Origin of the sequence: Pragia fontium DSM 5563 = ATCC 49100, from assembly GCF_900112475.1 — a bacterium.
Classification (GTDB): domain Bacteria; phylum Pseudomonadota; class Gammaproteobacteria; order Enterobacterales; family Enterobacteriaceae; genus Pragia; species Pragia fontium.
This window is the reverse complement of record NZ_FOLW01000008.1, coordinates 70,781-94,338: the sequence shown is the minus strand read 5'-3', so window position 1 is coordinate 94,338 and position 23,558 is coordinate 70,781. Positions and strand designations below refer to the sequence as shown.

Annotated in this window: 19 protein-coding genes, 1 tRNA gene and 2 other RNA genes; 9 read left to right on the top strand and 13 right to left on the bottom strand. The window is 43.6% G+C overall.

Features of this window, described 5'->3' with window-relative positions; genetic code table 11:
* Positions 1-79: 79 nt before the first annotated feature.
* Positions 80-1,936, bottom strand: a complete 1,857-nt coding sequence (gene sppA / locus BMZ28_RS12425; RefSeq protein WP_074823587.1) for a signal peptide peptidase SppA — start codon at positions 1,934-1,936, stop codon at positions 80-82.
* 162 nt (positions 1,937-2,098) lie between these two features.
* On the opposite strand from sppA, the gene BMZ28_RS12420 reads away from it, so the two are divergent.
* The 4 genes from BMZ28_RS12420 to BMZ28_RS12405 all read left to right on the top strand — a co-directional run bounded on the left by BMZ28_RS12420 (position 2,099) and on the right by BMZ28_RS12405 (position 6,895).
* Entirely contained in the window at positions 2,099-2,647 is a 549-nt protein-coding gene (locus BMZ28_RS12420; RefSeq protein WP_074823584.1) for an NAD(P)H nitroreductase, read from the top strand.
* A 179-nt stretch (positions 2,648-2,826) separates the two neighbouring features.
* Positions 2,827-3,870 carry a selenide, water dikinase SelD gene (gene selD / locus BMZ28_RS12415; RefSeq protein ID WP_047781320.1) on the top strand — a complete coding sequence of 348 codons (1,044 nt, stop codon included), beginning with the start codon at positions 2,827-2,829 and terminating at the stop codon, positions 3,868-3,870.
* Positions 3,870-4,964, top strand: a complete 1,095-nt coding sequence (gene mnmH, locus BMZ28_RS12410; RefSeq protein WP_047781319.1) for a tRNA 2-selenouridine(34) synthase MnmH — start codon at positions 3,870-3,872, stop codon at positions 4,962-4,964. The genes selD and mnmH overlap by 1 nt, the downstream gene beginning before the upstream one ends.
* A complete protein-coding gene (locus BMZ28_RS12405) occupies positions 4,964-6,895 on the top strand; it encodes a DNA topoisomerase III (protein WP_074823582.1) in 1,932 nt (643 codons plus the stop codon). Before mnmH ends, BMZ28_RS12405 begins: the two co-directional genes overlap by 1 nt.
* Before the next feature lie 6 nt (positions 6,896-6,901).
* Here the strand turns inward: BMZ28_RS12405 and BMZ28_RS12400 are convergent, their stop codons facing one another.
* The 8 genes from BMZ28_RS12400 to BMZ28_RS12365 all read right to left on the bottom strand — a co-directional run bounded on the left by BMZ28_RS12400 (position 6,902) and on the right by BMZ28_RS12365 (position 11,041).
* Entirely contained in the window at positions 6,902-7,303 is a 402-nt protein-coding gene (locus BMZ28_RS12400; protein ID WP_074823579.1) for a pyrimidine (deoxy)nucleoside triphosphate diphosphatase, read from the bottom strand.
* Positions 7,304-7,362: 59 nt separating this feature from the next.
* Complete coding sequence (gene xthA, locus BMZ28_RS12395) at positions 7,363-8,169, bottom strand: exodeoxyribonuclease III (RefSeq protein WP_047781317.1); 807 nt, start codon at positions 8,167-8,169, stop codon at positions 7,363-7,365.
* A gap of 113 nt (positions 8,170-8,282) precedes the next feature.
* Positions 8,283-8,855, bottom strand: a complete 573-nt coding sequence (locus BMZ28_RS12390; RefSeq protein ID WP_074823577.1) for an LOG family protein — start codon at positions 8,853-8,855, stop codon at positions 8,283-8,285.
* 153 nt (positions 8,856-9,008) lie between these two features.
* Positions 9,009-9,138, bottom strand: a non-coding RNA gene (locus BMZ28_RS12385) — RtT sRNA.
* 43 nt (positions 9,139-9,181) lie between these two features.
* Positions 9,182-9,312: non-coding RNA, RtT sRNA (locus BMZ28_RS12380), on the bottom strand.
* 45 nt (positions 9,313-9,357) lie between these two features.
* A tRNA-Tyr gene (locus BMZ28_RS12375) sits at positions 9,358-9,442 on the bottom strand.
* A gap of 190 nt (positions 9,443-9,632) precedes the next feature.
* A complete protein-coding gene (gene purU, locus BMZ28_RS12370; RefSeq protein WP_074823576.1) occupies positions 9,633-10,466 on the bottom strand; it encodes a formyltetrahydrofolate deformylase in 834 nt (277 codons plus the stop codon).
* A 116-nt stretch (positions 10,467-10,582) separates the two neighbouring features.
* Positions 10,583-11,041 (bottom strand): YchJ family metal-binding protein, encoded by a 459-nt coding sequence (locus tag BMZ28_RS12365; protein WP_047781314.1) that lies wholly within the window; start codon positions 11,039-11,041, stop codon positions 10,583-10,585.
* 203 nt (positions 11,042-11,244) lie between these two features.
* Here BMZ28_RS12365 and rssB point away from each other — a divergent pair, with 203 nt between their 5' ends.
* The 4 genes from rssB to BMZ28_RS12345 all read left to right on the top strand — a co-directional run bounded on the left by rssB (position 11,245) and on the right by BMZ28_RS12345 (position 15,790).
* Complete coding sequence (rssB, locus tag BMZ28_RS12360) at positions 11,245-12,255, top strand: two-component system response regulator RssB (protein ID WP_074823573.1); 1,011 nt, start codon at positions 11,245-11,247, stop codon at positions 12,253-12,255.
* 240 nt (positions 12,256-12,495) lie between these two features.
* The gene (gene galU / locus BMZ28_RS12355; RefSeq protein WP_074823571.1) at positions 12,496-13,407 is read left to right on the top strand and encodes a UTP--glucose-1-phosphate uridylyltransferase GalU; all 912 of its coding nucleotides are present in this window, start codon (positions 12,496-12,498) and stop codon (positions 13,405-13,407) included.
* A 26-nt stretch (positions 13,408-13,433) separates the two neighbouring features.
* The gene (locus tag BMZ28_RS12350) at positions 13,434-14,777 is read left to right on the top strand and encodes a UDP-glucose dehydrogenase family protein (protein ID WP_074823569.1); all 1,344 of its coding nucleotides are present in this window, start codon (positions 13,434-13,436) and stop codon (positions 14,775-14,777) included.
* 8 nt (positions 14,778-14,785) lie between these two features.
* Positions 14,786-15,790: an NAD-dependent epimerase gene (locus tag BMZ28_RS12345; protein ID WP_074823718.1), complete on the top strand. Its 1,005-nt coding sequence runs from the start codon at positions 14,786-14,788 to the stop codon at positions 15,788-15,790.
* A gap of 306 nt (positions 15,791-16,096) precedes the next feature.
* Here the strand turns inward: BMZ28_RS12345 and hns are convergent, their stop codons facing one another.
* Together hns and adhE are read right to left on the bottom strand one after the other, a co-directional pair.
* On the bottom strand, positions 16,097-16,504 hold the full coding sequence (gene hns / locus BMZ28_RS12340) for a histone-like nucleoid-structuring protein H-NS (protein WP_047781309.1): 408 nt from the start codon (positions 16,502-16,504) through the stop codon (positions 16,097-16,099).
* A gap of 1,303 nt (positions 16,505-17,807) precedes the next feature.
* Positions 17,808-20,480, bottom strand: coding sequence for a bifunctional acetaldehyde-CoA/alcohol dehydrogenase (adhE, locus tag BMZ28_RS12335; RefSeq protein WP_074823566.1), 2,673 nt, complete (start codon positions 20,478-20,480; stop codon positions 17,808-17,810).
* 470 nt (positions 20,481-20,950) lie between these two features.
* Here adhE and BMZ28_RS12330 point away from each other — a divergent pair, with 470 nt between their 5' ends.
* Positions 20,951-21,598, top strand: coding sequence for a YchE family NAAT transporter (locus BMZ28_RS12330; protein WP_047781307.1), 648 nt, complete (start codon positions 20,951-20,953; stop codon positions 21,596-21,598).
* An 82-nt stretch (positions 21,599-21,680) separates the two neighbouring features.
* Here the strand turns inward: BMZ28_RS12330 and BMZ28_RS12325 are convergent, their stop codons facing one another.
* Entirely contained in the window at positions 21,681-22,016 is a 336-nt protein-coding gene (locus tag BMZ28_RS12325) for an HI1450 family dsDNA-mimic protein (protein WP_047781306.1), read from the bottom strand.
* A 38-nt stretch (positions 22,017-22,054) separates the two neighbouring features.
* Positions 22,055-23,515, bottom strand: coding sequence for a cardiolipin synthase (gene cls, locus BMZ28_RS12320; RefSeq protein WP_047781305.1), 1,461 nt, complete (start codon positions 23,513-23,515; stop codon positions 22,055-22,057).
* Between the last annotated feature and the right edge of the window lie 43 nt (positions 23,516-23,558).

Genomic DNA, 23,558 nt, shown 5'->3' with positions numbered 1-23,558 from the left:
ATAGAAGATTCAGCAGGGGATTAAAACGTACTGGCCGGATAGAAAAAAGCCCGGTAGTGAGAACCGGGCTTGAATAGGATTAATTGGAATAGCTACAGCTTAAGCAGTAGATATAACGATGTCCCGGATCGTTCATATTACCGAAAAATCCAGGTTGTTTATTCATATCATCCGCCACCTGTTGTAACGGTGCCGGGAGCTGGATTTTAAACGCTTCTGGCAGCAAGCTATTGACTGAAATAGAGGCCTGACCTAATAAAATATCACGTAAGCCAGGTTCATTTTTAGTCCATTTAAGATCATAGCTCTCTAACTTGGCCAGCTCAGCAGCTTTGTTAACGGCATCATCAAAATCCCCAAGCATATCAACCAGCCCGTTATTTTTAGCGTCTAAACCAATCCAGACTCTTCCCTGGGCTAATTTATCCACTTCCGCCGGTGTTTTATTGCGGGCTTTGGCGACCAGATTGATAAACGTTTTATAGCCATTTTCAATCGTTAACTGCATCATTTCGGCAAATTGCGGCGGCAGCTGTTTGGTTATGGTCGCCTCTGCGAGAGGTGATGTTGCGACCCCATCGGTATGAACGCCAATGGCATCAAGGGAGTTTTCAAAGGTATTAATGACACCAAAAATGCCGATAGAGCCGGTTAGCGTACTTGGGCTGGAGATAATATAGTCAGCAGGTGTTGATATCCAGTACCCGCCTGATGCTGCCAGTCCTCCCATAGAAACAACCACCGGTTTTCCGGCATCTTTCACGGCTTGAACTTCAGCTCGGATCATTTCTGAAGCGGTTACGCTACCGCCTGGGCTGTTAACTCTTAGAATGACTGCTTTAACATTGTCATCTAAACGAGCATCGCGTAACAGTTTGGCAGTGGTATCGCTACCTACCATTCCCGGCATTTCAGGACCGTCAACGATAGCTCCGTTAGCGAAAATAACTGCAATTTCAGCGTCTTTTTCGTATTTTGGCTCAGGATCGGGGATCTGATAATTATAAATACTGGTGAAATTGAAGTTTTTATTCTTTTCATTCCAGCCAAATTCTTTGGTTAGCACTTTCTCGATGTCAGCACGAGAATGGATGGCATCGACCAGTTTGCTGTTTAGCGCAAACTCAGCGGTGTTCCCATTGCTGGCTTTCAACTGTTTAATCAATTGTGTCGGCTCTGGATAAACCTCGCCAACGGAAAGGCCACGGTTAGCGGCAACATCGGTCAAGTAGTTAGACCATAAGGCATTGACCCAACGGCTATCGGCTTGACGAGCTTCTGGTGACATATCGTCACGAATAAAGGGTTCAACGGCTGATTTATAGGTGCCAACACGGAAGATATTGGTGGTGACTTTTAACTTATCCAGCAGCGACTTGTAGTACAAACCGTTGGTGGCGATACCAGGCAAACTAACATCCCCCATCGGAGACAGATAAATTTTATTGGCAAAACTGGCCAGATAATATTGTCCCTGAGAATAGCTATCGCCGATGGCATAGATCGGTTTACCACTGTCTCTGAACTCTTTTAGCGTCTTACCGATATATTTTAGCGAAGGTTGGTCGGCGCCGACAAAGTTGTTCAATGATAGAACCATACCGCTAATTTTTTCGTCGTCTTTGGCATAACGAATCTGTTTAACGATATCGAACAGCGAGTTTTCCTGTACCTCGTTATTGCCGCCGATGAGTTCTTGGCTCAATTGGCGTAGCTTGATATCGGAGCTAAGCGTGTCAACAATAGTCCCGCTTAGGTTAACCAACAGAGCGCCTTTCTCCGGACGCTGATTAGCATCTTGAACCTGAAGGTAAGCCCCTAAACCCACCAATAACACAATGAGAAATATCAGATTGAAAAAGGCCTGACGGATAAAATTAAGAACGCGCCAACTCAGTTTGAAGATGGCGACAATGATTTGCCACAATGCCCGCATATTTGCTCCGTTATTTGAGCTGTGAATAACAATAATGGATATCCTAAAGGTTGATGATAAAAAAGTCAGTGTAAAATAGTTAAATGTTTACGTTATATTGTGTTATCAACATGTTTTTTAACTTTATCATTGCCTATCATTCCCATTTGGAGAGTCTGTCTTATGGACGCATTAGCATTATTACTTAATCGTCGTTCGGCTTCGCGTTTATCAGCGCCTGCACCTCAGGGAGAGGCGCTGGAAAATATTATCCGTGCCGGTATGCGTGCACCGGATCATGGCATGCTGCAACCTTGGCGTTTTATTATTATTGAAGGTGATGCACGTAGCCGATTTGGTGAGGTGTTGCTAGCCGCTGCATTAGATGCCGATCAGGATGAATCGGTGCAGGAAAAATCAGTACAGGCACCTTTACGTGCACCAATGATTATCACGGTGGTTGCACACTGCACTGAGCATCACAAAGTGCCCCAATGGGAGCAGATAGCCTCAGCAAGTTGTGCTGTGCAGGCTATGCAGATGGCAGCGGTCGCTCAAGGGTTCGGTGGAATCTGGCGCAGTGGATTTTGGACTGAAAACCCGATCGTCAGAGACGCATTTGGTTGCCGTGAGCAGGATGCCATTGTTGGTTTTCTCTATTTAGGTACGCCGTTGGTGCAACCGGCAAAGGTGAAAGCCGAAGATACTTCACCTTTTGTATCGTATTTTTAATATAACGGCGAAGTTCCTTAATTAAAACCCGGAAATTTCCGGGTTTATCTTATTGAAAACGGCTGAAATCTGAGCGGTTCATCGACGAACTGTGTGGTATGTCTTATCAATAGCGGTGAGGCGCGTTACTATATAGCCTTAATCCAAAAGACTGACTTGGTCGGAAAGGGGAATTGACGATGACAAAGCAAGCTATCCGTTTAACACAATACAGCCATGGTGCGGGGTGTGGATGTAAAATCTCACCTAAGGTGTTGGAAACCATTCTCCATTCCGAGCAAGAAAAATTTATCGATCCGCATTTATTAGTGGGTAATGAAACCCGTGATGATGCCGCAGTTTATGATATCGGTAACGGCATTGGCATCATCAGTACCACCGATTTTTTTATGCCTATCGTTGACGACCCGTTTGATTTTGGTCGGATCGCGGCAACCAATGCGATTAGTGATGTTTATGCCATGGGCGGCAAGCCGATTATGGCTATTGCCATCCTTGGTTGGCCCGTTGACAAGCTGGCGCCTGAAATTGCGCAGAAAGTTATTGATGGTGGTCGTTATGTTTGTCAGCAGGCGGGTATTTCTCTGGCCGGTGGCCACTCCATTGATGCGCCAGAGCCGATATTTGGGCTGGCAGTCACCGGCATAGTCAGTACCGATCAAATTAAGAAAAACAGCGCAGCAATAGTCGGCTGTAAATTATTTCTGACTAAGCCTCTTGGCATTGGTGTACTGACGACGGCCGAGAAGAAAAGTAAGCTGAAAGATATTCATCAGGGTATTGCCACTGAAACGATGTGCCAATTAAACAAGCCTGGTGCGGAATTAGCTAAAGTTGATGGCGTAACGGCCATGACGGATGTCACCGGGTTTGGCTTATTAGGCCATTTAAGCGAGATTTGTCAGGGTTCCGGGCTTCAGGCTAATGTTTGGTTTGACGCGGTACCAAAACTGCCGGATGTTGAACAATATATTGCAGAAGGCTGTGTTCCCGGCGGTACCCAACGTAACTTTGATAGTTATGGGCACTTGGTGGGTAAATTAACGGATTTACAGCGCAATTTATTATGTGACCCGCAAACTTCTGGTGGATTGTTAATTGCCGTTATGCCTGAGGCTGAAGATGAAGTGCGTAAAATAGCTGAACGCCATCAGATAACCTTAACGGCTATTGGTGAGTTAGTTGAAGCTCAGCAAGATCGCGCTCTGATTGAGGTTTGTTGATGTTTCGTGGTGACAGCGCTGACTATCAGCATATTTTTCTGAACGATCTTCCCTTGGTAGACGTACGTGCCCCGATTGAATTTATCCAAGGTGCGTTTGAACACGCGACCAATCTACCGTTGATGAATGACGATGAGCGTCAGGCTGTCGGTATCTGTTATAAGCAGCAGGGGCAGGATGCGGCCATCGCGTTGGGAGAACAGCTGGTTAGCGGTGAAACGCGTGAACAACGTATTGAGCAGTGGCGAGATTTTTGCCGTCAGCATCCGCAGGGATACTTGTACTGCCTGCGCGGTGGCTTACGTTCCCATATAACCCAACGCTGGCTACGTGAGGCTGGCGTAGATTATCCTCTGGTTAAGGGCGGTTATAAGGCATTAAGAAACTGTCTGATGGACATTAATCGTCAGGCTGCGACGATGCCATTACGGGTTATTGGCGGCAATACCGGATGCGGAAAAACCCTGTTGGTTCGTGATTTACCTTTTGGTCTTGATTTGGAAGGGGCAGCCCGACACCGGGGCTCTTCTTTTGGGCGAACGCTGGTGAGCCAAAGTACCCAGATCAATTTTGAGCACCGAATCGCGGTAACCTTGCTGAAAAAACACCATGCAGGTATTAACCGTTGGGTGATTGAGGATGAAGGGAAAACTATCGGCTCAAATCATGTTCCGTTAGAGATGTATGAGTCTATGCAGCAAGCGGGGATGGCGGTGATTGAAGATCCGTTTGAGGTTCGTCTGGCGCGTTTACAGCAAGAATATATCGATAATATGAGCGCTGAATTTGAACGGGTTTACGGTATTGAATCCGGTTGGGAGAAATTCTGCGAATATCTGCGCCACGGCATGTTTGCTATTCGTAAGCGATTAGGCATGGAGCGTTATCAGGTGCTGCTTAACGAGTTGGATATGGCGCTGTTAGCTCAGAAACAAGGTAAGGGTAGTACACAACATGAAAGCTGGTTGGTGCCTTTACTGATTGAGTACTATGATCCGATGTATGCGTATCAGCTTAGTAAAAAAGCCGATCGCATTATTTTCCGTGGCAACTTTGCTGAAGTTCGTGACTTTTTATTGAATGATATTCACTAATGCGTTTGTTTATTGCCGAAAAACCGAGTTTGGCACGGGCTATTGCAGATGTATTACCTAAACCGCATAAGCGTCAGGACGGCTATATCGTTTGTGGCAGCGATCAGGTTGTAACCTGGTGCGTGGGTCATTTGCTGGAACAGGCTCAGCCGGATCAATATGATGCCCGCTACGCGCGTTGGTCGCTGGCCGACCTACCGATTATTCCTGAAAAATGGCAATTAAAACCGAGAGAGTCGGTCGCAAAACAGCTTAATGTGATCAAACGGTTGCTAACCGAAGCTAGCGAAGTGGTACATGCCGGTGACCCGGATAGAGAAGGGCAACTATTGGTCGATGAAGTACTCGACTTTCTTGAGCTGGATTCGGAAAAACGTCAACAGGTTAAGCGCTGTTTGATTAATGACTTGAACCCGCAAGCGGTTACCCGGGCGATAGATAAGCTTCGCTATAATCGTGAATTTATTCCCTTGTGTGTTTCTGCTTTGGCTCGCGCCCGCGCTGACTGGCTCTACGGTATTAATATGACCCGGGCTTACACGCTGTTAGGGCGCAATGCTGGGTATGATGGTGTGTTATCCGTAGGTCGGGTACAAACGCCGGTGCTTGGGCTGGTGGTGCGCCGCGATGAAGAAATTGAGAACTTTGTACCGAAAGATTTTTTTGAGGTCAAAGCGCATATTGTTACCCCGGCTGAAGAACGCTTTACTGCGATTTGGCAACCCAGTGAATCCTGTGAGTCTCATCAGGATGAAGAAGGGCGGTTATTAAATCGTGCTCTGGCGGAGCATGTGGTTAAACGCATCACCGGCCAGCCAGCATATGTGACGGAATACAATGATAAGCGAGAGTCAGATATTGCGCCGTTGCCATTCTCTCTTTCTGCCTTACAAATTGAAGCGGCAAAACGTCACGGACTAAGCGCCCAGCAAGTGTTGGATCTGTGTCAGCGTCTGTATGAAACCCATAAATTAATTACTTATCCTCGTTCCGATAGCCGCTATTTACCGGAAGAGCATTTTGCCGATCGTCATGCGGTATTGGCTGCTATCGAGATTCATCAGCCGCAACTTTTCCCCCTGCCGGTGATGGATACTGAAAAACGTAATCGCTGCTGGGATGACAAAAAAGTGGATGCCCACCATGCGATCATTCCTACCGCCCGCAGTTCATCAGTCTCTTTGTCAGCGGATGAACAGAAAATTTATGAGTTAGTTTCTCGACAGTATCTGATGCAATTTTGTCCGGATGCTATTTTCCGCAAGTGTGTGATTGAGCTGGATATCGCCGGTGGAAAATTCATTGCCAAAGCCCGTTTTCTGGCAGAAGCCGGCTGGCGAGTGTTATTAGGCAGTAAAGAACGGGATGAAGAGAATGAAGGTACCCCGTTACCAGTGGTGGCTAAGGGTGATGAGTTATTGTGTGAAAATGGCGAAGTGGTTGAGAAACAGACTCAGCCACCTCGACCTTTTACCGATGCATCATTGCTTTCAGCTATGACGGGAATTGCCCGTTTTGTTCAGGATAAAGATTTAAAGAAGATCCTGCGAGCAACGGATGGACTTGGTACTGAAGCAACGCGGGCAGGTATTATTGAACTGTTGTTTAAGCGCCGCTTTTTGCAGAAAAAAGGACGAGCGATTACCGCTACGGAAGCGGGACGTGCATTGATCCATTGTTTACCAGAAACCGCTGCCCGACCTGATATGACGGCACACTGGGAATCTACCCTGACCCAAATTAGTGAAAAGCAGTGCCGCTATCAGGATTTTATGCAGCCGATGGTCATCACATTGCAGGAACTGATCTATCAGGCTAAGCGTAATCGCATGCCAAAGGTGTTTAAAGGCATACAGACAACGGTAGACGAAGCGGAAAGTAAGCCGAAAAAGAAACGCGCTAAAACCAGCAAAAAGAAGAATGAAGAGTAATTCAGCCTATTTTTTTAGCAACGTAAGACAATAGGCGTTTAACAAGGGAATATCTGCCGGAGCCAGCAGGTAATGTCGAGCCTCATCGGGGGTTACCCAACGATAGTCAGTATGGCAATGTAGCTGGATATTTCCCTGATAGGCGACAACTTTCCATGCCTGTAGCTGTATTATGCGTTCAGGCAGCCGAATGTGGCTGGTTGCGATGTAATCGGTGACCTTTACCTGTTCAATATTCAACTCCTCATACAGCTCACGGCAGAGTGCCTGCTGAGGTGTTTCATTAGCTTCAATTTTGCCACCCGGGAATTCCCAGTAGCCAGCAAGATCGCTTTGGTTATCCCGTTGGGCGATTAAGATATGATCTTGATGCTCAATAATTGCAGCGACAACATTAATGATTTTCATGATGGTCAGCAAAGGTATGCCCTTCCCGGGAGGGAAAGGCAGTTAGTCTATTGAGGAGTTCAGAGCTTAAACTCAGCCCATATAGGAGCGTGGTCGGAAGGTTTTTCCATGGCTCGAATATCGTAATCAATACCGGTAGCGATGCAGTGGGGAGCTAAGGCCTGACTGGCTAATACCAGATCGATACGCAGTCCGCGGTTTTCATCAAATCCACGAGAGCGATAGTCAAACCATGAATATCGGTCGGTTGTTTCTTGGTGGGCATGACGGAAAGTATCCACTAATCCCCAGTCCAATAGTTTAGCCATCCACTCCCGCTCTTCCGGTAGGAATGAGCATTTTCCAGTACGTAACCAACGTTTACGGCTATCTTCACCGATGCCAATATCGTTATCGGTTGGGCTAATGTTCATATCGCCCATAATCACTACTGGATTAGCCGGATCTAACTGTTGTTCCAGATAGGACTGTAAGTCGGCGTAGAATTTCTGTTTAGCAGGGAATTTTGTGGCGTGATCGCGGCTCTCACCCTGAGGGAAATAACCATTGATAACGGTTAATGTGCCCATTGGGGTAGCGAGATCGGCCATGATAATACGGCGCTGGGCTTCATCATCATCGGTTGGAAACCCTTTTCTTACCGCGAGTGGTTCTGCTTTGGTTAACAGAGCTACGCCATAATGGCCTTTTTGACCATGGTAAAAGACGTGATAACCGTGTTGACTCACTTCCTCAAGCGGAAACATATCATCATGGACTTTGGTTTCCTGTAATCCGATCACATCCGGCTGGTGCTGTTCAATAATCGCAGCAAGCTGGTGCGGGCGGGCTCTTAATCCATTGATATTAAATGATATAAATTTCATGAGTATCGTCTTTTATCTGCCAAGAAGGTTGAACAATAGTAACAGAGATTGAGTCTTATTGTTACATTAACCGATGTAGTATTGTTGACTACATCGGCCAGATCAGAGGCTAATTATTTAGCCCAGCGATCGAGGTTATGTGGCTGGTATTGATCAAACTGTTCCAGCAGCTGATGAGCCGAATCACTGACTAATAGCGTATTCAGATAGCTCTGGCGTACAAATCCTTCATCAACAACATGCTGCAAGAATTGACTCATCGGCGAGTAAAAATCTTGAATATTCAATAAGCCAACCGGATTTTTATGGTAGCCAATTTGGCTCCAGGTCCACACCTCAAATAGCTCTTCAAAGGTACCAATGCCACCAGGAAGGGCAATAAACCCATCGGCCAACTCACTCATGCGTGCTTTGCGAATGTGCATATCGGCCACAATTTCCAGCTTGGTTAAACCATGGTGCGCGGTTTCGGCCTCAACCAAAAGCTCAGGAATAACGCCGGTTACTTCACCGCCAGCCTCTAATACTGAATTAGCCAAAATGCCCATCAGACCTTTGTTACCACCACCATAAATTAAGCGACGACCTTGTTGTGCAATGGCTTTTCCAAGTTGTTGAGCCGCTTCAGCATAGACAGGATTATTCCCGGTGCTAGCACCACAATAAACACAAATATTTTTACGCATGAGACACCCTGATAAATGAATATAAGGGGCTTGGTATAGCTTATTTAATCTCTCGCTTCAAGTTAGGGATGAAAAAAACGATGAATTGTTGATGCTCTTAATGCATCACTTTGGCATTAAGAGTGGTGAGGTAAAACTAAAAATCAAATAAGATGGTGGTGGGAGAAGGATGACTCATCACGTTGTGATTCGCCCTATGGGCCGTTGCTGATAGCAACGTTGTCTCGCGTTGCTCGGCTCGAACCTTGGTCGAAGCTTCTCACCTTCTCCCGAGGAGTAATAATCACCAGAGAAGTTGCGGAGTAAACCAGATGCTTGAATAAGGATGGTGGTGGGAGAAGGATGACTCATCACGTTGTGATTCGCCCTATGGGCCGTTGCTGATCGCAACGTTGTCTCGCGTTGCTCGGCTCGAACCTTGGTCGAAGCTTCTCAACCTTCTCCTAAGGAGAAATGATTGGCGCAAGAGTAGTAATGGGGTAAAGATAAGAATCAAATAAGATGGTGGTGGGAGAAGGATTCGAACCTTCGAAGTCTGTGACGGCAGATTTACAGTCTGCTCCCTTTGGCCGCTCGGGAATCCCACCAATAACGATATTTATTATTCTGCTTTACAGCAGGGACGCGCATCATACCAAAGTCCGGCGGACTGTAAAGCATTCTGATGGAAAAAATAAGTGATTGCTGATTTTTCCAACGTGAAGCGGTGGTTTACTGTACTTTTGATTATAGCGGCATGAATAAGACATGCCGCCTGACTTTCAGTGAGGATTGTAATTAAAGAATGACGGTTCTATTACCGTAAACAAAAACTCGCTGAGTGAGCACATGATGTAAGCCGTGGCTTAATACATTCTTTTCAACATCCCGACCGGCACGCATCATATCTTCTGCGCTGTATGTGTGGTCGACGTGGATAACATCCTGCATGATAATTGGTCCTTCATCAAGGTTATCATTAACAAAATGAGCCGTTGCACCAATAATTTTCACGCCACGTTCATAAGCTTGGTGATAAGGACGCGCACCGATAAAGGCTGGTAGAAATGAATGGTGAATATTAATGATACGATTAGGATAGTGGCGCACAAAGTCAGGGGTCAGGATACGCATATACTTGGCTAGAACCACATAGTCAGGAGCAATCTTGTCAATCGCCTCAACCACTAATTTGTCATGTTCATCACGGGTTAAGCCTTCATGGCTAATCAGATGAAATGGAATATCAAAGCGTTCCACCAAAGTGCGCAATGTATCATGGTTGCCGATAACCGCAGCAATTTCCACATCCAAACCACCGTAAGTGCTCTTCATCAGTAAATCGCCCAAACAGTGGGCTTCTTTGGTGACTAAAATAACGATTTTTTGTTTACCGGCCTCATTCAACTCGCGGATGGAGCCTTCAGGTAAGGCACCGTCTAAATCAGCTAACAGAGTTTGATCGTTAAAATATCCCTCAAGCTCTGTGCGCATAAAAAAGTGGCCAGTGCGATGGTCGACGAATTCATTATTTTGCACAATGTTCAATTGATGCTTGTAACAAATATTGGTTATCTTGGCGATAAGTCCTTTAGCATCAGGGCAAATGGTACGTAGTATTTTCTTTTGCATGTTTTTTCTGGCCTTTGGATGTGTGCTGTTACTTATTTTATTATAAGGGGGGTTATAGGTATAAACCGGCGTTCATTGTGGCATACCGCGATTCAATAGCCGATGGTTTGATTCAATTATTTTCCGCAACATTTTTTATATTTTTTTCCAGAATGGCAAGGGCATAGCTCATTACGTCCAAACGAAGGTTTAACACCCGAGGTATAGTACCAACTGTCTTTCTGTTTTATAAAATGAGAACGTTCATGAATGGCATGATGCTCTTGTGTCTGGGTATCACGAAATTTAGCGATAAACTCAACGTATCCTTCATTTAAACCGTCTGCGGTTGAGATGATGGTTAATCCCAGCCATTCAGTATTCTCAAAGCTGTGGGTGAGGGATTCCGCTAACTCAGGATGACGATAGTCCGGATGCCATGTGGCGATTAAATAATTAACGTCATGTTTGACATAGGCACTGTAACGGGATTTCATTAAATCCAGCGTGGTTAATGCGATAGTTTGTCCTAATATAAGAGGCTGACAGCATAAACTGAACTCTTTTAAACTATCGCAAGGGCACGGGTTGAACAATATGAACTCCTTTGTGTCATAAGAAGGATGATTAGCCAGAACTTTAACTTAAACAGAGTGGCAGGAAAACTGCAATGAGGAATCTCATGATGAAGATTGAAAAGCCTAACAATAATAATTATCAAGAATAAATAATGAATTTAGCAGGCATAAGTGCCAATTTTGGACCAAAATATAATAAACCGTGAAGCATGGAAGTTGATATGACACCCCCTTTAGTTAATAAACATATATTGCTTGTTGAAGATGATGCTGTATTCCGCTCAATGCTGGCTGGATACCTTACTTCACTTGGGGCCGTCATTGGTGAAGCGGAAGATGGTGAGCAAGCATTAGTCTATGTTGAACAGTTTCAACCAGAATTGATGATTTGTGATTTAAATATGCCGAATATGGACGGTATTACCTTAGTTGACCGCCTGAGACATCAGGGATGTCAGATCCCGGTTATTGTCATTTCGGCCACGGAGAAAATCACCGATGTCGATAAAATGCTGCGCCTCGGTGTTCATGATGTTTTACTCAAGCCAATCTCTGATTTAAATCACCTGAGAGAAGCACTATTAGCCTGTTTTTATCCCTATCTCTTTTCGTCTCCTGCCAGCGATGAAATCGCCATGTTGGAAGATTGGGCAGATTTAAGTGAAAAACCGCAAGAAGCATTGCACTTGCTGCAGCAGTTACAACCTCCGGCACAACAGGTCATTTCTGGCTGCAATATCAACTATCGTCAATTAACGTTGGTAGATCGTCCTGGTATTGTTTTTGACATCGCAGCGCTATCTAACGATGACTTCACTTTTTACTGTCTGGACATCTCTAAAGTTGGTAATAAAGGGGTACTGGCGGCATTAATGTTACGCGCCTTATTCAATAATTTATTGCAAGAACATTTAGCCGAGCAGAATGAAGCCTTGCCGCAAATGTCGACGGTACTTAATCGTATCAATAAGTTATTACATCAATCTTATCTGGAAGGGCAGTTTCCATTTTTAGCTGGCTATTACCATGTGCCGAAGCAAAAGCTACTGGTTGTTTCCGCGGGATTGCATATTTCTATTGATGCTAACGATCGAAAATACGAATTAAATGATAGTGTTCCTATGGGAACATTACAAACCCTCTATCCCAGCCAAACCAGTTTGGTGGCCGAACGTTGGAGTTGTCGTATATGGGGAAATGGCGGCCGCCTACAGCTAAATGTCACGCCTTAATCATAGATATTGATGATTTATCGCATTATTAAGATAAGGAAGTTTATCGGATAATATCACCTTACCTGATATACTGAGGCAACTATTTGTTCTGAATAGCTATACTCCATAATCTTATGACACTGAGTGTCTAAATATGGGGCAGGACAATGCTGAACAAGGCCGGATTCATGTTATGAACGCCAGAGCGTCTTATCTTTGAACAGGCCCTTGATATTTTGAATAGTGAGAATTTACTCTATGTCACAGCCTAAGATCAAAAAAGCCATCATACCGGTTGCTGGATTAGGAACCAGAATGCTACCCGCGACCAAAGCCATTCCGAAAGAGATGTTACCGCTGGTTGATAAGCCGCTTATTCAGTATGTGGTGAATGAATGTATTGCGGCCGGAATTGATCATATTGTATTGGTAACCCATTCTTCTAAAAACTCGATAGAAAACCATTTTGATACCAGCTTTGAGCTGGAAGCCATTTTGGAAAAGCGAGTTAAGCGCCAATTACTAGAGGAAGTACAGGCTATTTGCCCCAGTAATGTGACCATTATGCATGTACGTCAAGGGCTGGCAAAAGGGTTAGGTCATGCCATTATGTGCGCATATCCGCTAGTAGGACATGAGCCTTTTGCCGTCGTGCTGCCTGACGTGATTATTGATGAGTATGACTCGAATCCGAAGAAAGATAATCTCAGTGAGATGCTTTCTCGTTATGAAGAAACTGGACATAGCCAAATTATGGTTGAACCTGTTCCGATTAACGAAGTGAGTGATTACGGTATTGTTGATTGTGATGGTTATGCCCTGACAGCGGGAGAAAGTGCGCCAATTATTAAAGTGGTAGAGAAACCAAGCGTCACTGAGGCTCCATCCAATCTGTCGATTGTGGGGCGCTATGTCCTGTCTGCTGATATTTGGCCGCTGTTATCTAAAATTCCACCAGGAGCAGGTGATGAAATCCAGTTAACTGATGCGATTGCATTATTAATGGAGTCCCAGCCGGTGGATGCTTATCACATTAGAGGGCGCAGCCACGATTGCGGCAACAAGATGGGGTATATGCAGGCTTTTGTGGAGTATGGCTTACGTCATGCAAGTCTGGGTAGCGAATTTCATTCTTGGTTGCAACAGCTGCAACTGTCTGCGAAGAACTAATTAACGGTATATGTGGATATCATAAGATGAAAGTAACAGTTTTTGGTATTGGTTATGTTGGTTTGGTTCAGGCCGCCGTATTGGCTGAAGTTGGCCATGATGTGATGTGCGTTGACATTGATGAAACTAAAGTCGCCAATCTTAAAAAAGGTATTATTCCTATTTTTGAACCAGGGCTAACCCCTTTGGTTAAAGAAAATTATGAAGCAGGACGGCTGATTTTCACCACCGATGCTAAACAAGGCGTTGCTCATGGCGAAATTCAATTTATCGCTGTTGGTACTCCACCGGATGAAGATGGCTCCGCTGACTTAAAATATGTCACCGCTGTTGCTCGCACCATTGCTGAGCATATGACAAGTTATAAAGTGATTATTGACAAATCTACCGTGCCGGTAGGAACAGCGGACAAAGTCCATGAAGTTGTTAGTGAAACCTTGAAAAAACGTCAGTCAGAACTATCGTTTGACGTTGTGTCAAATCCTGAATTCCTCAAAGAAGGTGCCGCTGTTTCTGACTGTATGAAACCGGAGCGCATTGTTATCGGTACGGATAATGAGCAAGTATTGGATTTGATTCGTGAGCTGTACAGTCCTTTTAACCGTAATCACGACAGAATGGTGATTATGGATATCCGCAGTGCCGAGCTGACTAAATATGCCGCAAACTGTATGCTGGCGACTAAAATCAGCTTTATGAATGAGATGTCTAATTTAGCCGAGATGCTGGGTGCTGATATCGAGAAAGTTCGTCAAGGTATTGGTTCGGATTCTCGTATTGGCTACCATTTTATTTATCCTGGTTGTGGCTACGGCGGTTCTTGCTTCCCTAAAGACGTACAAGCGTTAATCCGTACTGCTCAACATATCGGATATCAACCAGAACTACTTCAGGCTGTTGAAGCCGTTAATGCCAGACAAAAACATAAACTATTTAGTTTCGTACAGCGCCATTTTAATGGCGATCTAAAAGGTCGGACGTTTGCGCTGTGGGGACTGGCATTTAAACCAAATACTGACGATATGAGAGAGTCATCCAGTCGGGTTCTTATGGAAGCGTTATGGCAAGCCGGAGCTAAAGTTCAGGCTTTCGATCCAGAAGCCATGGAAGAAGCCCAGCGCATATATGGCAATCGTGACGATTTGCTCTTAATGGGCACGAAAGAGGCAACATTGCATAACGCTGATGCATTAATTATTTGTACGGAATGGCAAAATTTCCGTGCGCCAGATTTTGACTTGATTAAAGCTACGCTTAAACATCCTGTTGTTTTTGACGGGCGTAATCTGTACGAACCGGAAAGAATGAACCAACGTGGGTTTACCTATTATGGTATCGGCCGCGGAGCCTCCGTTAATCCCGTTATTTAAGGTCTATGATGAAATTTTTAGTTACTGGCGCTGCTGGTTTTATTGGTTTTCACGTTAGCCAGCGCCTTCTTTCGTTAGGTCATGAGGTTGTCGGTATCGACAACCTTAACGATTATTATGATGTGAGCCTCAAGGAGGCTCGCCTTGCATTGATTGAAGAACACCCTCAGTTTCGCTTTATCAAGCTCGATTTAGCTGATAGAGAGGGGATGGCCGCATTGTTTGCTGCTGAGGGATTCCAGCGGGTGATTCATCTGGCAGCTCAGGCTGGGGTGCGCTATTCGTTAGAGAATCCTCATGCTTATGCTGATGCAAACCTTATCGGCCACTTAAATATTCTGGAAGGGTGCCGACATCATAAAATTGAGCACCTTCTATACGCTTCTTCAAGTTCAGTGTATGGATTAAATCGTAAGCTACCATTCTCTACGAATGATACGGTTGATCATCCTATTTCGCTGTATGCGGCGACTAAAAAAGCCAATGAGCTAATGTCTCACTCATATTCCCATCTGTTTAATTTGCCGACTACCGGATTGCGCTTTTTTACCGTCTATGGCCCTTGGGGGCGTCCTGATATGGCCTTATTCAAGTTTACCAAGGCGATTATTGAAGGACGAAGTATTGATGTTTATAACCATGGGGATATGCGCAGGGACTTTACCTATATCGATGATATTGTTGAGTCGATAGTTCGTATACAGGCGGTTATCCCGGCAGCTAATCCATCATGGACGGTTGAAACAGGTTCGCCAGCGACAAGCTCTGCTCCTTATGCCATATATAATATTGGCAATAGCCAACCTGTACGTTTGATGGAATATATTGAATCTCTTGAAAGAGCATTAGGGAAAATAGCTAAAAAGAATTTGTTGCCAATGCAACCAGGTGACGTTTTGGAAACGAGTGCGGATACTTCCGCATTAGATAAAGCGATCGGCTTTAAACCGCAAACGTCTGTTGAAGATGGCGTACAGAGATTTGTTGATTGGTACCGGAGCTTTTATCAATAGTGGGTAATATTTACCTGATGATATTTAAAAAGGGCTTTGCCCTTTTTTTATTAATTATTATTGATACTTAATAACGGATATGGGAAAAATCAACGCATTTGGTTGTAATTGGTATTGTTACAATTGTAATTATCTAAAAATGTTTAGGAATATTTACTGAAGCGTCGTTGAATGCGTGCTGATTTAATACAGGCCCGGTAAAATATTCAATACTTAGCAAAGGATTAGAAGAACAATATTATATTTAGCACCCGAAAAGATAAAAGCCCCCATAAAATGGAGGCTTTTAAGGATAATATTAGCTAATTACAGCAGGAAATCGTCTAGGGATTTACCTTGTTCTTCAATAGCTTTCTTAATAACTGCTGGTGTACGGCCTTGGCCAGTCCAGGTTTTTAGCTCACCGTTTTCATCAGTGAACTGATATTTAGCTGGGCGAGCTGCGCGCTTAGACTTACTTGAGATTTTAGCTGCAGAAAGAGTTTGAAGTAATTCATTAGGATCAATGCCATCAGCGATCAGCATTTCACGATATTGTTGTAATTTACGAGTGCGTTCTTGAATTTCAGCTTGGCTAGCCTGTTCTTCTTCACGACGCTCTTTTACTACAACTTCCATTTTTTCTAACATTTCTTCTAAAGTCTCAAGAGAGCATTCTCTTGCTTGAGCACGCAAAGTACGGATGTTGTTAAGGACTTTTAATGCTTCGCTCATTGTATCGTTCTCAAATTAATTATGGATTGAAATTTTCATCAATAATAAAACGCTGAATTAAATTCTGCAATAGGGTATTACATAAATAAAGTTAATTTATTTATAAGCGATAGTCAAATATTGTCAATGTAAGGAGGAAAATAGGTCAAAAAAACACATTTCGTCTGGATTAACAAATTTCGGCCTATATCCCCTGACCAGTTAAAGGGCGTTTTAATTCACATAGATAATAGTCGGAAAGAGATATTTAAGCTATTAATGTTATGATTTTCACTAATAAAAAGACATAAATCATCAATAATGGTTAGTTATAAATTAGGTTACTGACTAACGTAAATTTTAATTATTGCTATTTGTAAATGCTAACTATCTTGAATTTTAATAAGTTAGCTAGGTTTTCATCGGTTGGAGGGCGATATGTTAAAAGTTTATTTATCAGCAGGGATATTTATAACGATGAGTGATTTTATAGCCGGTAAGTAAATAAAAAAGTGTGAGTTTAAGATATAGTTCTAGGAAAAATACTTAGCGTGCAAATTTTTTGCCGCTATGGATTAACGTGTTTACATGCGTCATATATTTTATGTAATCAAAACATGGGCTCCCGTTTTAGTGGCGTGAATACCGGGGCTAGGGGCTTTTTTAGGTGGGTACCATTGTTTATGTCTCAGGACCAATGGGTATATGTTTCCAGTCCTTTCAAAATAAAATCAAAATTAGGTTTATGTTGTAATATCGTGTCATTTTCCCGTAGAGAATATACGTTACATCCTTATCAATCTTATCATTTTTGAGTCAACTTATTATGGTGTGGGCTCATATATATTAGCCAATATTGAGCGTTATTCTGGTTACTCTCTCTATTTAAAGGAAAAAATGTTTTTGGTGATATCAGAGAGGAGTCTGAGTGATTGTTAAGATAGTCACATCATATGGCGATGATGTGTTTTATCTCATTGTGGTTATGTTAGAGACGTTGTTGGCTAATGTTACATTTATTTATAATTCTTCATAATTCTTAACTTAATATGATAAAAACTAAGAGTTATTTTTAGTATAGAAAAATCAATATGTTAATTTTAAGACTATATTCCTTGTCCTATTTGTAAGCTGACTAGATGTGTTGCCAGTTTGTTCTTATGGAGTCAGAAGAGGGAGGCAGTGGCTGGATAATGCAGTTTCACCATGGTCAGCAAGCATGAAGCGTACTTAACGTACTCACAAACGAGATAATGAACGGGTTAACAGAATAAAAAAAACCGCCTTCGTGAAGTGAAGGCGGTTGTTAACGATATTTATCACACTACTTTTTATTCTTTTTCACTGAGGATTTCGCTTTGGTTTCCACAACGATTTGGGACTGTTGTTGTTCCATGTAGTTGCGGCCATAGTAAGTATCCAGAAGAATTGTTTTCAATTCAGAAATCAGCGGATAACGCGGATTAGCGCCGGTACACTGATCGTCGAACGCATCTTCAGATAATTTATCGACCTTGGCCAAGAAGTCAGCTTCAGACACTCCCGCTTCACGAATTGATGCCGGGATATCTAATTGTTTCTTAATATCATCAAGCCAATCTAATAGTTTCTCGATTTTAGCGCCAGTGCGGTCGCCTACAGCAGAAAGACCAAGGTGATCGGCAATTTCTGCATACTGGCGACGGGATTGCGGGCGATCGTATTGACTGAAGGCTGTCTGCTTTGTTGGATTATCATTGGCGTTATAGCGAATGACGTTACAAATCAACAAGGCGTTGGCTAAACCATGTGGTAAATGAAACTCTGAACCTAGTTTATGCGCCATTGAATGGCAAACACCAAGGAAAGCGTTTGCGAAAGCAATGCCTGCAATGGTGGCGGCATTATGTACCCGCTCACGCGCTACCGGGTTTTTAGCGCCTTCTTTATAGCTAAGGGGTAGATACTCCTTCAGCAGTTTTAATGCCTGTAGCGCTTGGCCATCGGTATATTCGTTGGCTAATACGGAAACATAGGCTTCCAGAGCGTGGGTGACCGCATCCAGACCACCAAAAGCACATAATGATTTAGGCATATCCATAACCAGATTAGCATCAACTATCGCCATATCTGGTGTTAAGGCGTAATCAGCCAATGGATATTTCATACCGGTTTTATCATCGGTGACGACGGCAAATGGGGTGACTTCTGAGCCGGTACCTGATGTTGTGGTGATCGCAATCATTTTCGCTTTCACACCCATTTTAGGGAATTTATAGATGCGTTTCCGGATATCCATAAATCTTAAGGCTAGCTCTTCAAAATGGGTCTCTGGATGTTCATACATCACCCACATAATTTTCGCCGCATCCATAGGAGAACCGCCGCCTAATGCAATAATGACATCAGGCTTAAAGGAGTGCATTTGTTCCGCTCCCTTACGCACTATGCTCAGCGTAGGATCGGCTTCGACTTCAAAGAAAACCTCTGTTTCAACACCGTGTTGTTTTAACACATTAGTGATTTGATCGGCATAACCATTATTGAATAAGAAACGGTCGGTAACGATAAATGCGCGCTTAGCACCATCAGTTGCCACTTCTTCTAAAGCAATAGGTAGTGAACCTCGGCGGAAGTAGATTGATTTAGGAAGTTTATGCCATAACATATTTTCAGCTCGCTTAGCGACGGTCTTCTTATTAATAAGATGTTTAGGACCCACGTTTTCAGATATAGAGTTTCCTCCCCATGAACCACAGCCTAAAGTTAATGATGGTGCCAGCTTAAAGTTATAAAGGTCACCAATACCGCCCTGAGATGTCGGGGTATTAATGAGAATACGAGCGGTCTTCATCTTATCGCCGAAATAAGCGATACGTTCACTTTGATTATCTTGATCGGTATACAGGCCAGAGGTATGACCGATACCGCCCATAGCCACCAGTTTTTCAGCTTTATCAACGGCATCGTTAAAGTTTTTAGCCCGATACATGGCTAACATGGGGGAAAGTTTTTCATGAGCAAAAGGCTCTGATTCATCAACGTCAGTGACTTCACCAATCAGTACTTTTGTGGTTGTCGGAACGGTAATACCTGCCATCTCTGCGATTTTAACCGCTGGCTGACCAACGATAGCCGCATTGATCCCACCGTTTTTAAGGATAATGCCTTGGACGGCTTTTAATTCTTTGCCTTGTAGCATATAACCACCGTGAGAGGCAAAACGCTCACGCACGGCATCATAAATTTTATCTATCACGATAACAGACTGCTCTGATGCGCAGATAACGCCATTATCAAAGGTTTTAGACATCAGAATAGAGGCAACAGCACGCTTAATATCAGCGGTTTCATCAATCACTACTGGAGAATTACCTGCGCCAACGCCAATAGCGGGTTTACCTGAGCTATAAGCCGCCTTAACCATACCTGGGCCGCCGGTGGCAAGAATCAGGTTAATATCAGGGTGATGCATTAACTGATTAGACAGTTCTACGCTGGGTACGTCGATCCAGCCAATAATATCTTTTGGTGCTCCTGCCGCAATGGCTGCCTGTAGCACAATATTTGCGGCTTCATTGGTTGCATTCTTGGCACGAGGATGGGGTGAGAAAATAATACCGTTACGAGTCTTTAGACTAATCAGTGCCTTGAAAATGGCAGTAGACGTTGGGTTGGTGGTTGGAACAATGCCGCAGATAATTCCAGTGGGCTCGGCGATAGTAATGGTTCCAAAAGTCTCATCTTCTTCCAGAATACCGCAGGTTTTTTCATCTTTGTATTTGTTATAAATGTATTCGGATGCAAAGTGATTTTTAATCACTTTATCTTCGACAATTCCCATACCTGACTCTTCAACGGCCATTTTAGCCAGAGGAATCCGCGCATTTGCCGCAGCCAGCGCAGCTGCTCTGAAGATTTTATCGACTTGTTCCTGAGTGTAGTTAGCATACTCGCGTTGCGCTTTTTTCACTCGAGCAACCAGTGCATTAAGTTCAGTAGCGTTACTTACTATCATGGGACTCTCCTAAGATTGATAAATTTTTTTAGTGAGTAGGCCGCGGTGTCAGTATTAAGTATGGTGAACGTTTTAATATATCAACACGATTTACTTACTGAAAAAACTTAACTTAATCTATTGTTATCAGAAGATATTTTATTGATAGCAGCTAAAATATATTATCCCAACCTGCTTATGGATGACTTGTGATACAGCTTACCTATTCATATTGGCTTATATCGTGATCTGCATCACAATAATGCCATGCTGACACCATTCAGCTTTTGGTTTTTGGCTGTTTTTTACTGTTTTTCGAGGATGATGCTAAGTTTTTGAAAAACAGCTTTGCTATATTAGATTTATACTTAAGTACTTTTTCGGTTATTCGGTTCTATAACTGATTTTTGCGCTAGACCTTAAAAGATAACTCAATTACATTAGCGCCGTTTAGGTTGTTTACCCACTGTTCTATTTTATAGGGAGTCCAAATGGGTCATGCCATGCTGGATTTATCGGGATACATTAAGTTCCTTGTTGGTATGTTTGCATTGGTTAATCCGGTAGGTATTCTTCCGGTTTTCATTAGTATGACTAACTATCAGTCGCCAGCAGCCAGAGATAAAACAAATCTAACGGCCAACCTTTCCGTCGCGATTATTTTGTGGTGCTCTCTGTTTCTGGGGGATGCAATATTACATTTATTCGGCATTTCCATTGATTCTTTCCGTATTGCTGGCGGTATTTTGATTGTCACCATCGCGATGTCGATGATTAGTGGAAAACTGGGGGAAGACAAACAGAATAAACAGGAAAAAACGGAAACCGCTATTCGTGATAATGTCGGGGTGGTGCCATTAGCATTGCCGTTAATGGCCGGTCCGGGGGCGATCAGCTCAACGATTGTCTGGAGTACTCGTTATAATACCTGGATGGATTACCTAGGTTTTTTTATTGCTATTGCCTTTTTCTCATTCTGTTGCTGGTTATTGTTTAGAGCGGCACCGCTGTTAGTGCGTATATTAGGTCAGACGGGTATTAACGTTGTTACTCGTATTATGGGCTTATTACTCATGTCGTTAGGCATTGAGTTTATTATCACCGGCATTAAAGTTTCTTTTCCGGGTTTAGTGGCTTAATTTCACGATGACAAATAAAAACCCCGTTGGCTAAAACCAACGGGGTTTTTATTATCTGTTGAACCGGTCATTCAGAGAAACATTACTCTTTCCACAGAATATGACAGAATTTATGATCTTTTTCCCGGCTAATGAGTATCCGGGCAAAAATGTCATCAACTTCATCCTGTTCGTTAGTTAGCCCGATGAGCACTTCAGCAAAGAAGTCTGGATTTAAGTCGAAGTCTACGTGCTCAATCCACTCATCTGAAGGATCGTGAAGTTCTGCAGCACCACGATCTTCAAATTGAAGGTTAAACAGGATGACATCCGCAGGATCAAGGTTGTCTGAGGCCAGTTCCAAAAAGATGTCGTACGCTTGATCCAGCGTTTCGTCTTCATCTAATCGGTTATTTAAATCAAAGTCTGTGATATCCATTTAGTGTACCCATAAAAATAGTAAGTCGAAATTTGTCGCTATAGTAATGGACTGAAGAAATAAAACAAACGTTCTATGATTCGTTGCCACATTGGACGTTTTGACCATTCTTCAGGGTTTAATAATGTTGAACGGGCAATGTAATCTTCTTGTACACAGGCCAGATCTTCACCAAACGCTTTATCATCAACAACAATGGTAACTTCAAAGTTTAACCACAGGCTACGAATATCCAGATTGACGGTACCAACAAGGCTTAGCTGCCCATCAACCAACACACTTTTGGTATGTAGCAATCCATCTTCGAACTGATAGATTTTGACACCAGCTTCGAGCAGCTCTGAGAAAAATGAGCGGCTGGCCCAGCCCACCATCAGGGAATCATTTTTTTTCGGTACGATAATATTAACATCGACTCCCCGCAAAGCGGCAGTACAAATGGCATGCAATAAGTCATCACTGGGCACCAGATAAGGTGTGGTCATAATGAGCTGTTTTCTGGAAGAGTAAACGGAGGTCAGTAGCGCCTGATGAATCATTTCTTCTGGGAACCCTGGGCCAGAAGCAATTACCTGAACAGTATGACCCGCTTCTTGCTCAAACGGCAATATCGCGGTATCAGGAGGAGCAGGAAGCTGGCGCTTACCGGTCTCAATTTCCCAGTCGCAGGCATAAATGATGCCTAACATTGTTGCAGCAGGGCCTTCTGCCCGCGCCATTAAGTCAATCCACTGACCAACGCCGGCACCTTGTTTAAAGAAGCGAGGATCGACCATATTCATGCTGCCGGTATAGGCGATATTATTATCGATAATGACGATTTTACGGTGCTGGCGTAGATCCATACGGCGCAAGAAAACCCGTAAAACGTTAACCTTTAGGGCTTCGACCAGTTCAATTCCGGATTCGCGCATCAGTGCTGGATAGGGGGTACGAAAAAAGTGCATGCTGCCTGCTGAGTCGAGCATCAAACGGCATTGAACACCACGGCGAGCCGCAGCCATCAGCGCTTCTGCTACGTTATCGACCAGCCCGCCGCTTTGCCAAATATAGAACACCATTTCAATGCTGTGTTCAGCTAATTCAATATCACGAATTAGCGATTTCATAGTGTCTTCGGTGCTGGTTAGCAGTTGAAGCTGGTTACCTCGTACCGCAGGTACACCGTGCCGGTGAGCACAAAGTTGAAACAGTGGCTCTGAAACTGGGCTGATATGAGTGGCAAAAATATTTTTGCAGTTTTTTAATTCACTCAGCCAAGTTGCGGTAGAAGGCCACATCTCTTTAGCACGCTCTGCGCGACGCTTACCCAGATGTAGTTCACCAAATAATAGATAAGCAATGATACCCACTAATGGAAGAATATAAATGACCAGCAACCAGGCCATGGCGGATGGAACGGAGCGCCGTTTCATCAACACTCTTAACGTTACACCGGCAATTAATAACCAGTAACCTAATACCAGTAACCAGCTCAATACCGTATAAAAAGTGGTCATCGGAGATTCGCTATCCTGTTTTCTTTTAGTGGTAGAAGGTTGA

What these genes read in the sequence shown, in the direction of transcription:
- selD (WP_047781320.1), top strand. Translation starts at nt 2,827, where the DNA reads ATGACAAAGCAAGCTATCCGTTTAACACAATACAGCCATGGTGCGGGG.
- purU (WP_074823576.1), bottom strand. Translation starts at nt 10,466, where the DNA reads ATGCAAAAGAAAATACTACGTACCATTTGCCCTGATGCTAAAGGACTT.
- sppA (WP_074823587.1), bottom strand. Translation starts at nt 1,936, where the DNA reads ATGCGGGCATTGTGGCAAATCATTGTCGCCATCTTCAAACTGAGTTGG.
- xthA (WP_047781317.1), bottom strand. Translation starts at nt 8,169, where the DNA reads ATGAAATTTATATCATTTAATATCAATGGATTAAGAGCCCGCCCGCAC.
- galU (WP_074823571.1), top strand. Translation starts at nt 12,496, where the DNA reads ATGTCACAGCCTAAGATCAAAAAAGCCATCATACCGGTTGCTGGATTA.
- adhE (WP_074823566.1), bottom strand. Translation starts at nt 20,480, where the DNA reads ATGATAGTAAGTAACGCTACTGAACTTAATGCACTGGTTGCTCGAGTG.
- BMZ28_RS12420 (WP_074823584.1), top strand. Translation starts at nt 2,099, where the DNA reads ATGGACGCATTAGCATTATTACTTAATCGTCGTTCGGCTTCGCGTTTA.
- BMZ28_RS12390 (WP_074823577.1), bottom strand. Translation starts at nt 8,855, where the DNA reads ATGCGTAAAAATATTTGTGTTTATTGTGGTGCTAGCACCGGGAATAAT.
- hns (WP_047781309.1), bottom strand. Translation starts at nt 16,504, where the DNA reads ATGAGCGAAGCATTAAAAGTCCTTAACAACATCCGTACTTTGCGTGCT.
- BMZ28_RS12400 (WP_074823579.1), bottom strand. Translation starts at nt 7,303, where the DNA reads ATGAAAATCATTAATGTTGTCGCTGCAATTATTGAGCATCAAGATCAT.
- BMZ28_RS12405 (WP_074823582.1), top strand. Translation starts at nt 4,964, where the DNA reads ATGCGTTTGTTTATTGCCGAAAAACCGAGTTTGGCACGGGCTATTGCA.
- mnmH (WP_047781319.1), top strand. Translation starts at nt 3,870, where the DNA reads ATGTTTCGTGGTGACAGCGCTGACTATCAGCATATTTTTCTGAACGAT.
- BMZ28_RS12350 (WP_074823569.1), top strand. Translation starts at nt 13,434, where the DNA reads ATGAAAGTAACAGTTTTTGGTATTGGTTATGTTGGTTTGGTTCAGGCC.
- BMZ28_RS12325 (WP_047781306.1), bottom strand. Translation starts at nt 22,016, where the DNA reads ATGGATATCACAGACTTTGATTTAAATAACCGATTAGATGAAGACGAA.
- BMZ28_RS12330 (WP_047781307.1), top strand. Translation starts at nt 20,951, where the DNA reads ATGGGTCATGCCATGCTGGATTTATCGGGATACATTAAGTTCCTTGTT.
- cls (WP_047781305.1), bottom strand. Translation starts at nt 23,515, where the DNA reads ATGACCACTTTTTATACGGTATTGAGCTGGTTACTGGTATTAGGTTAC.
- rssB (WP_074823573.1), top strand. Translation starts at nt 11,245, where the DNA reads ATGACACCCCCTTTAGTTAATAAACATATATTGCTTGTTGAAGATGAT.
- BMZ28_RS12345 (WP_074823718.1), top strand. Translation starts at nt 14,786, where the DNA reads ATGAAATTTTTAGTTACTGGCGCTGCTGGTTTTATTGGTTTTCACGTT.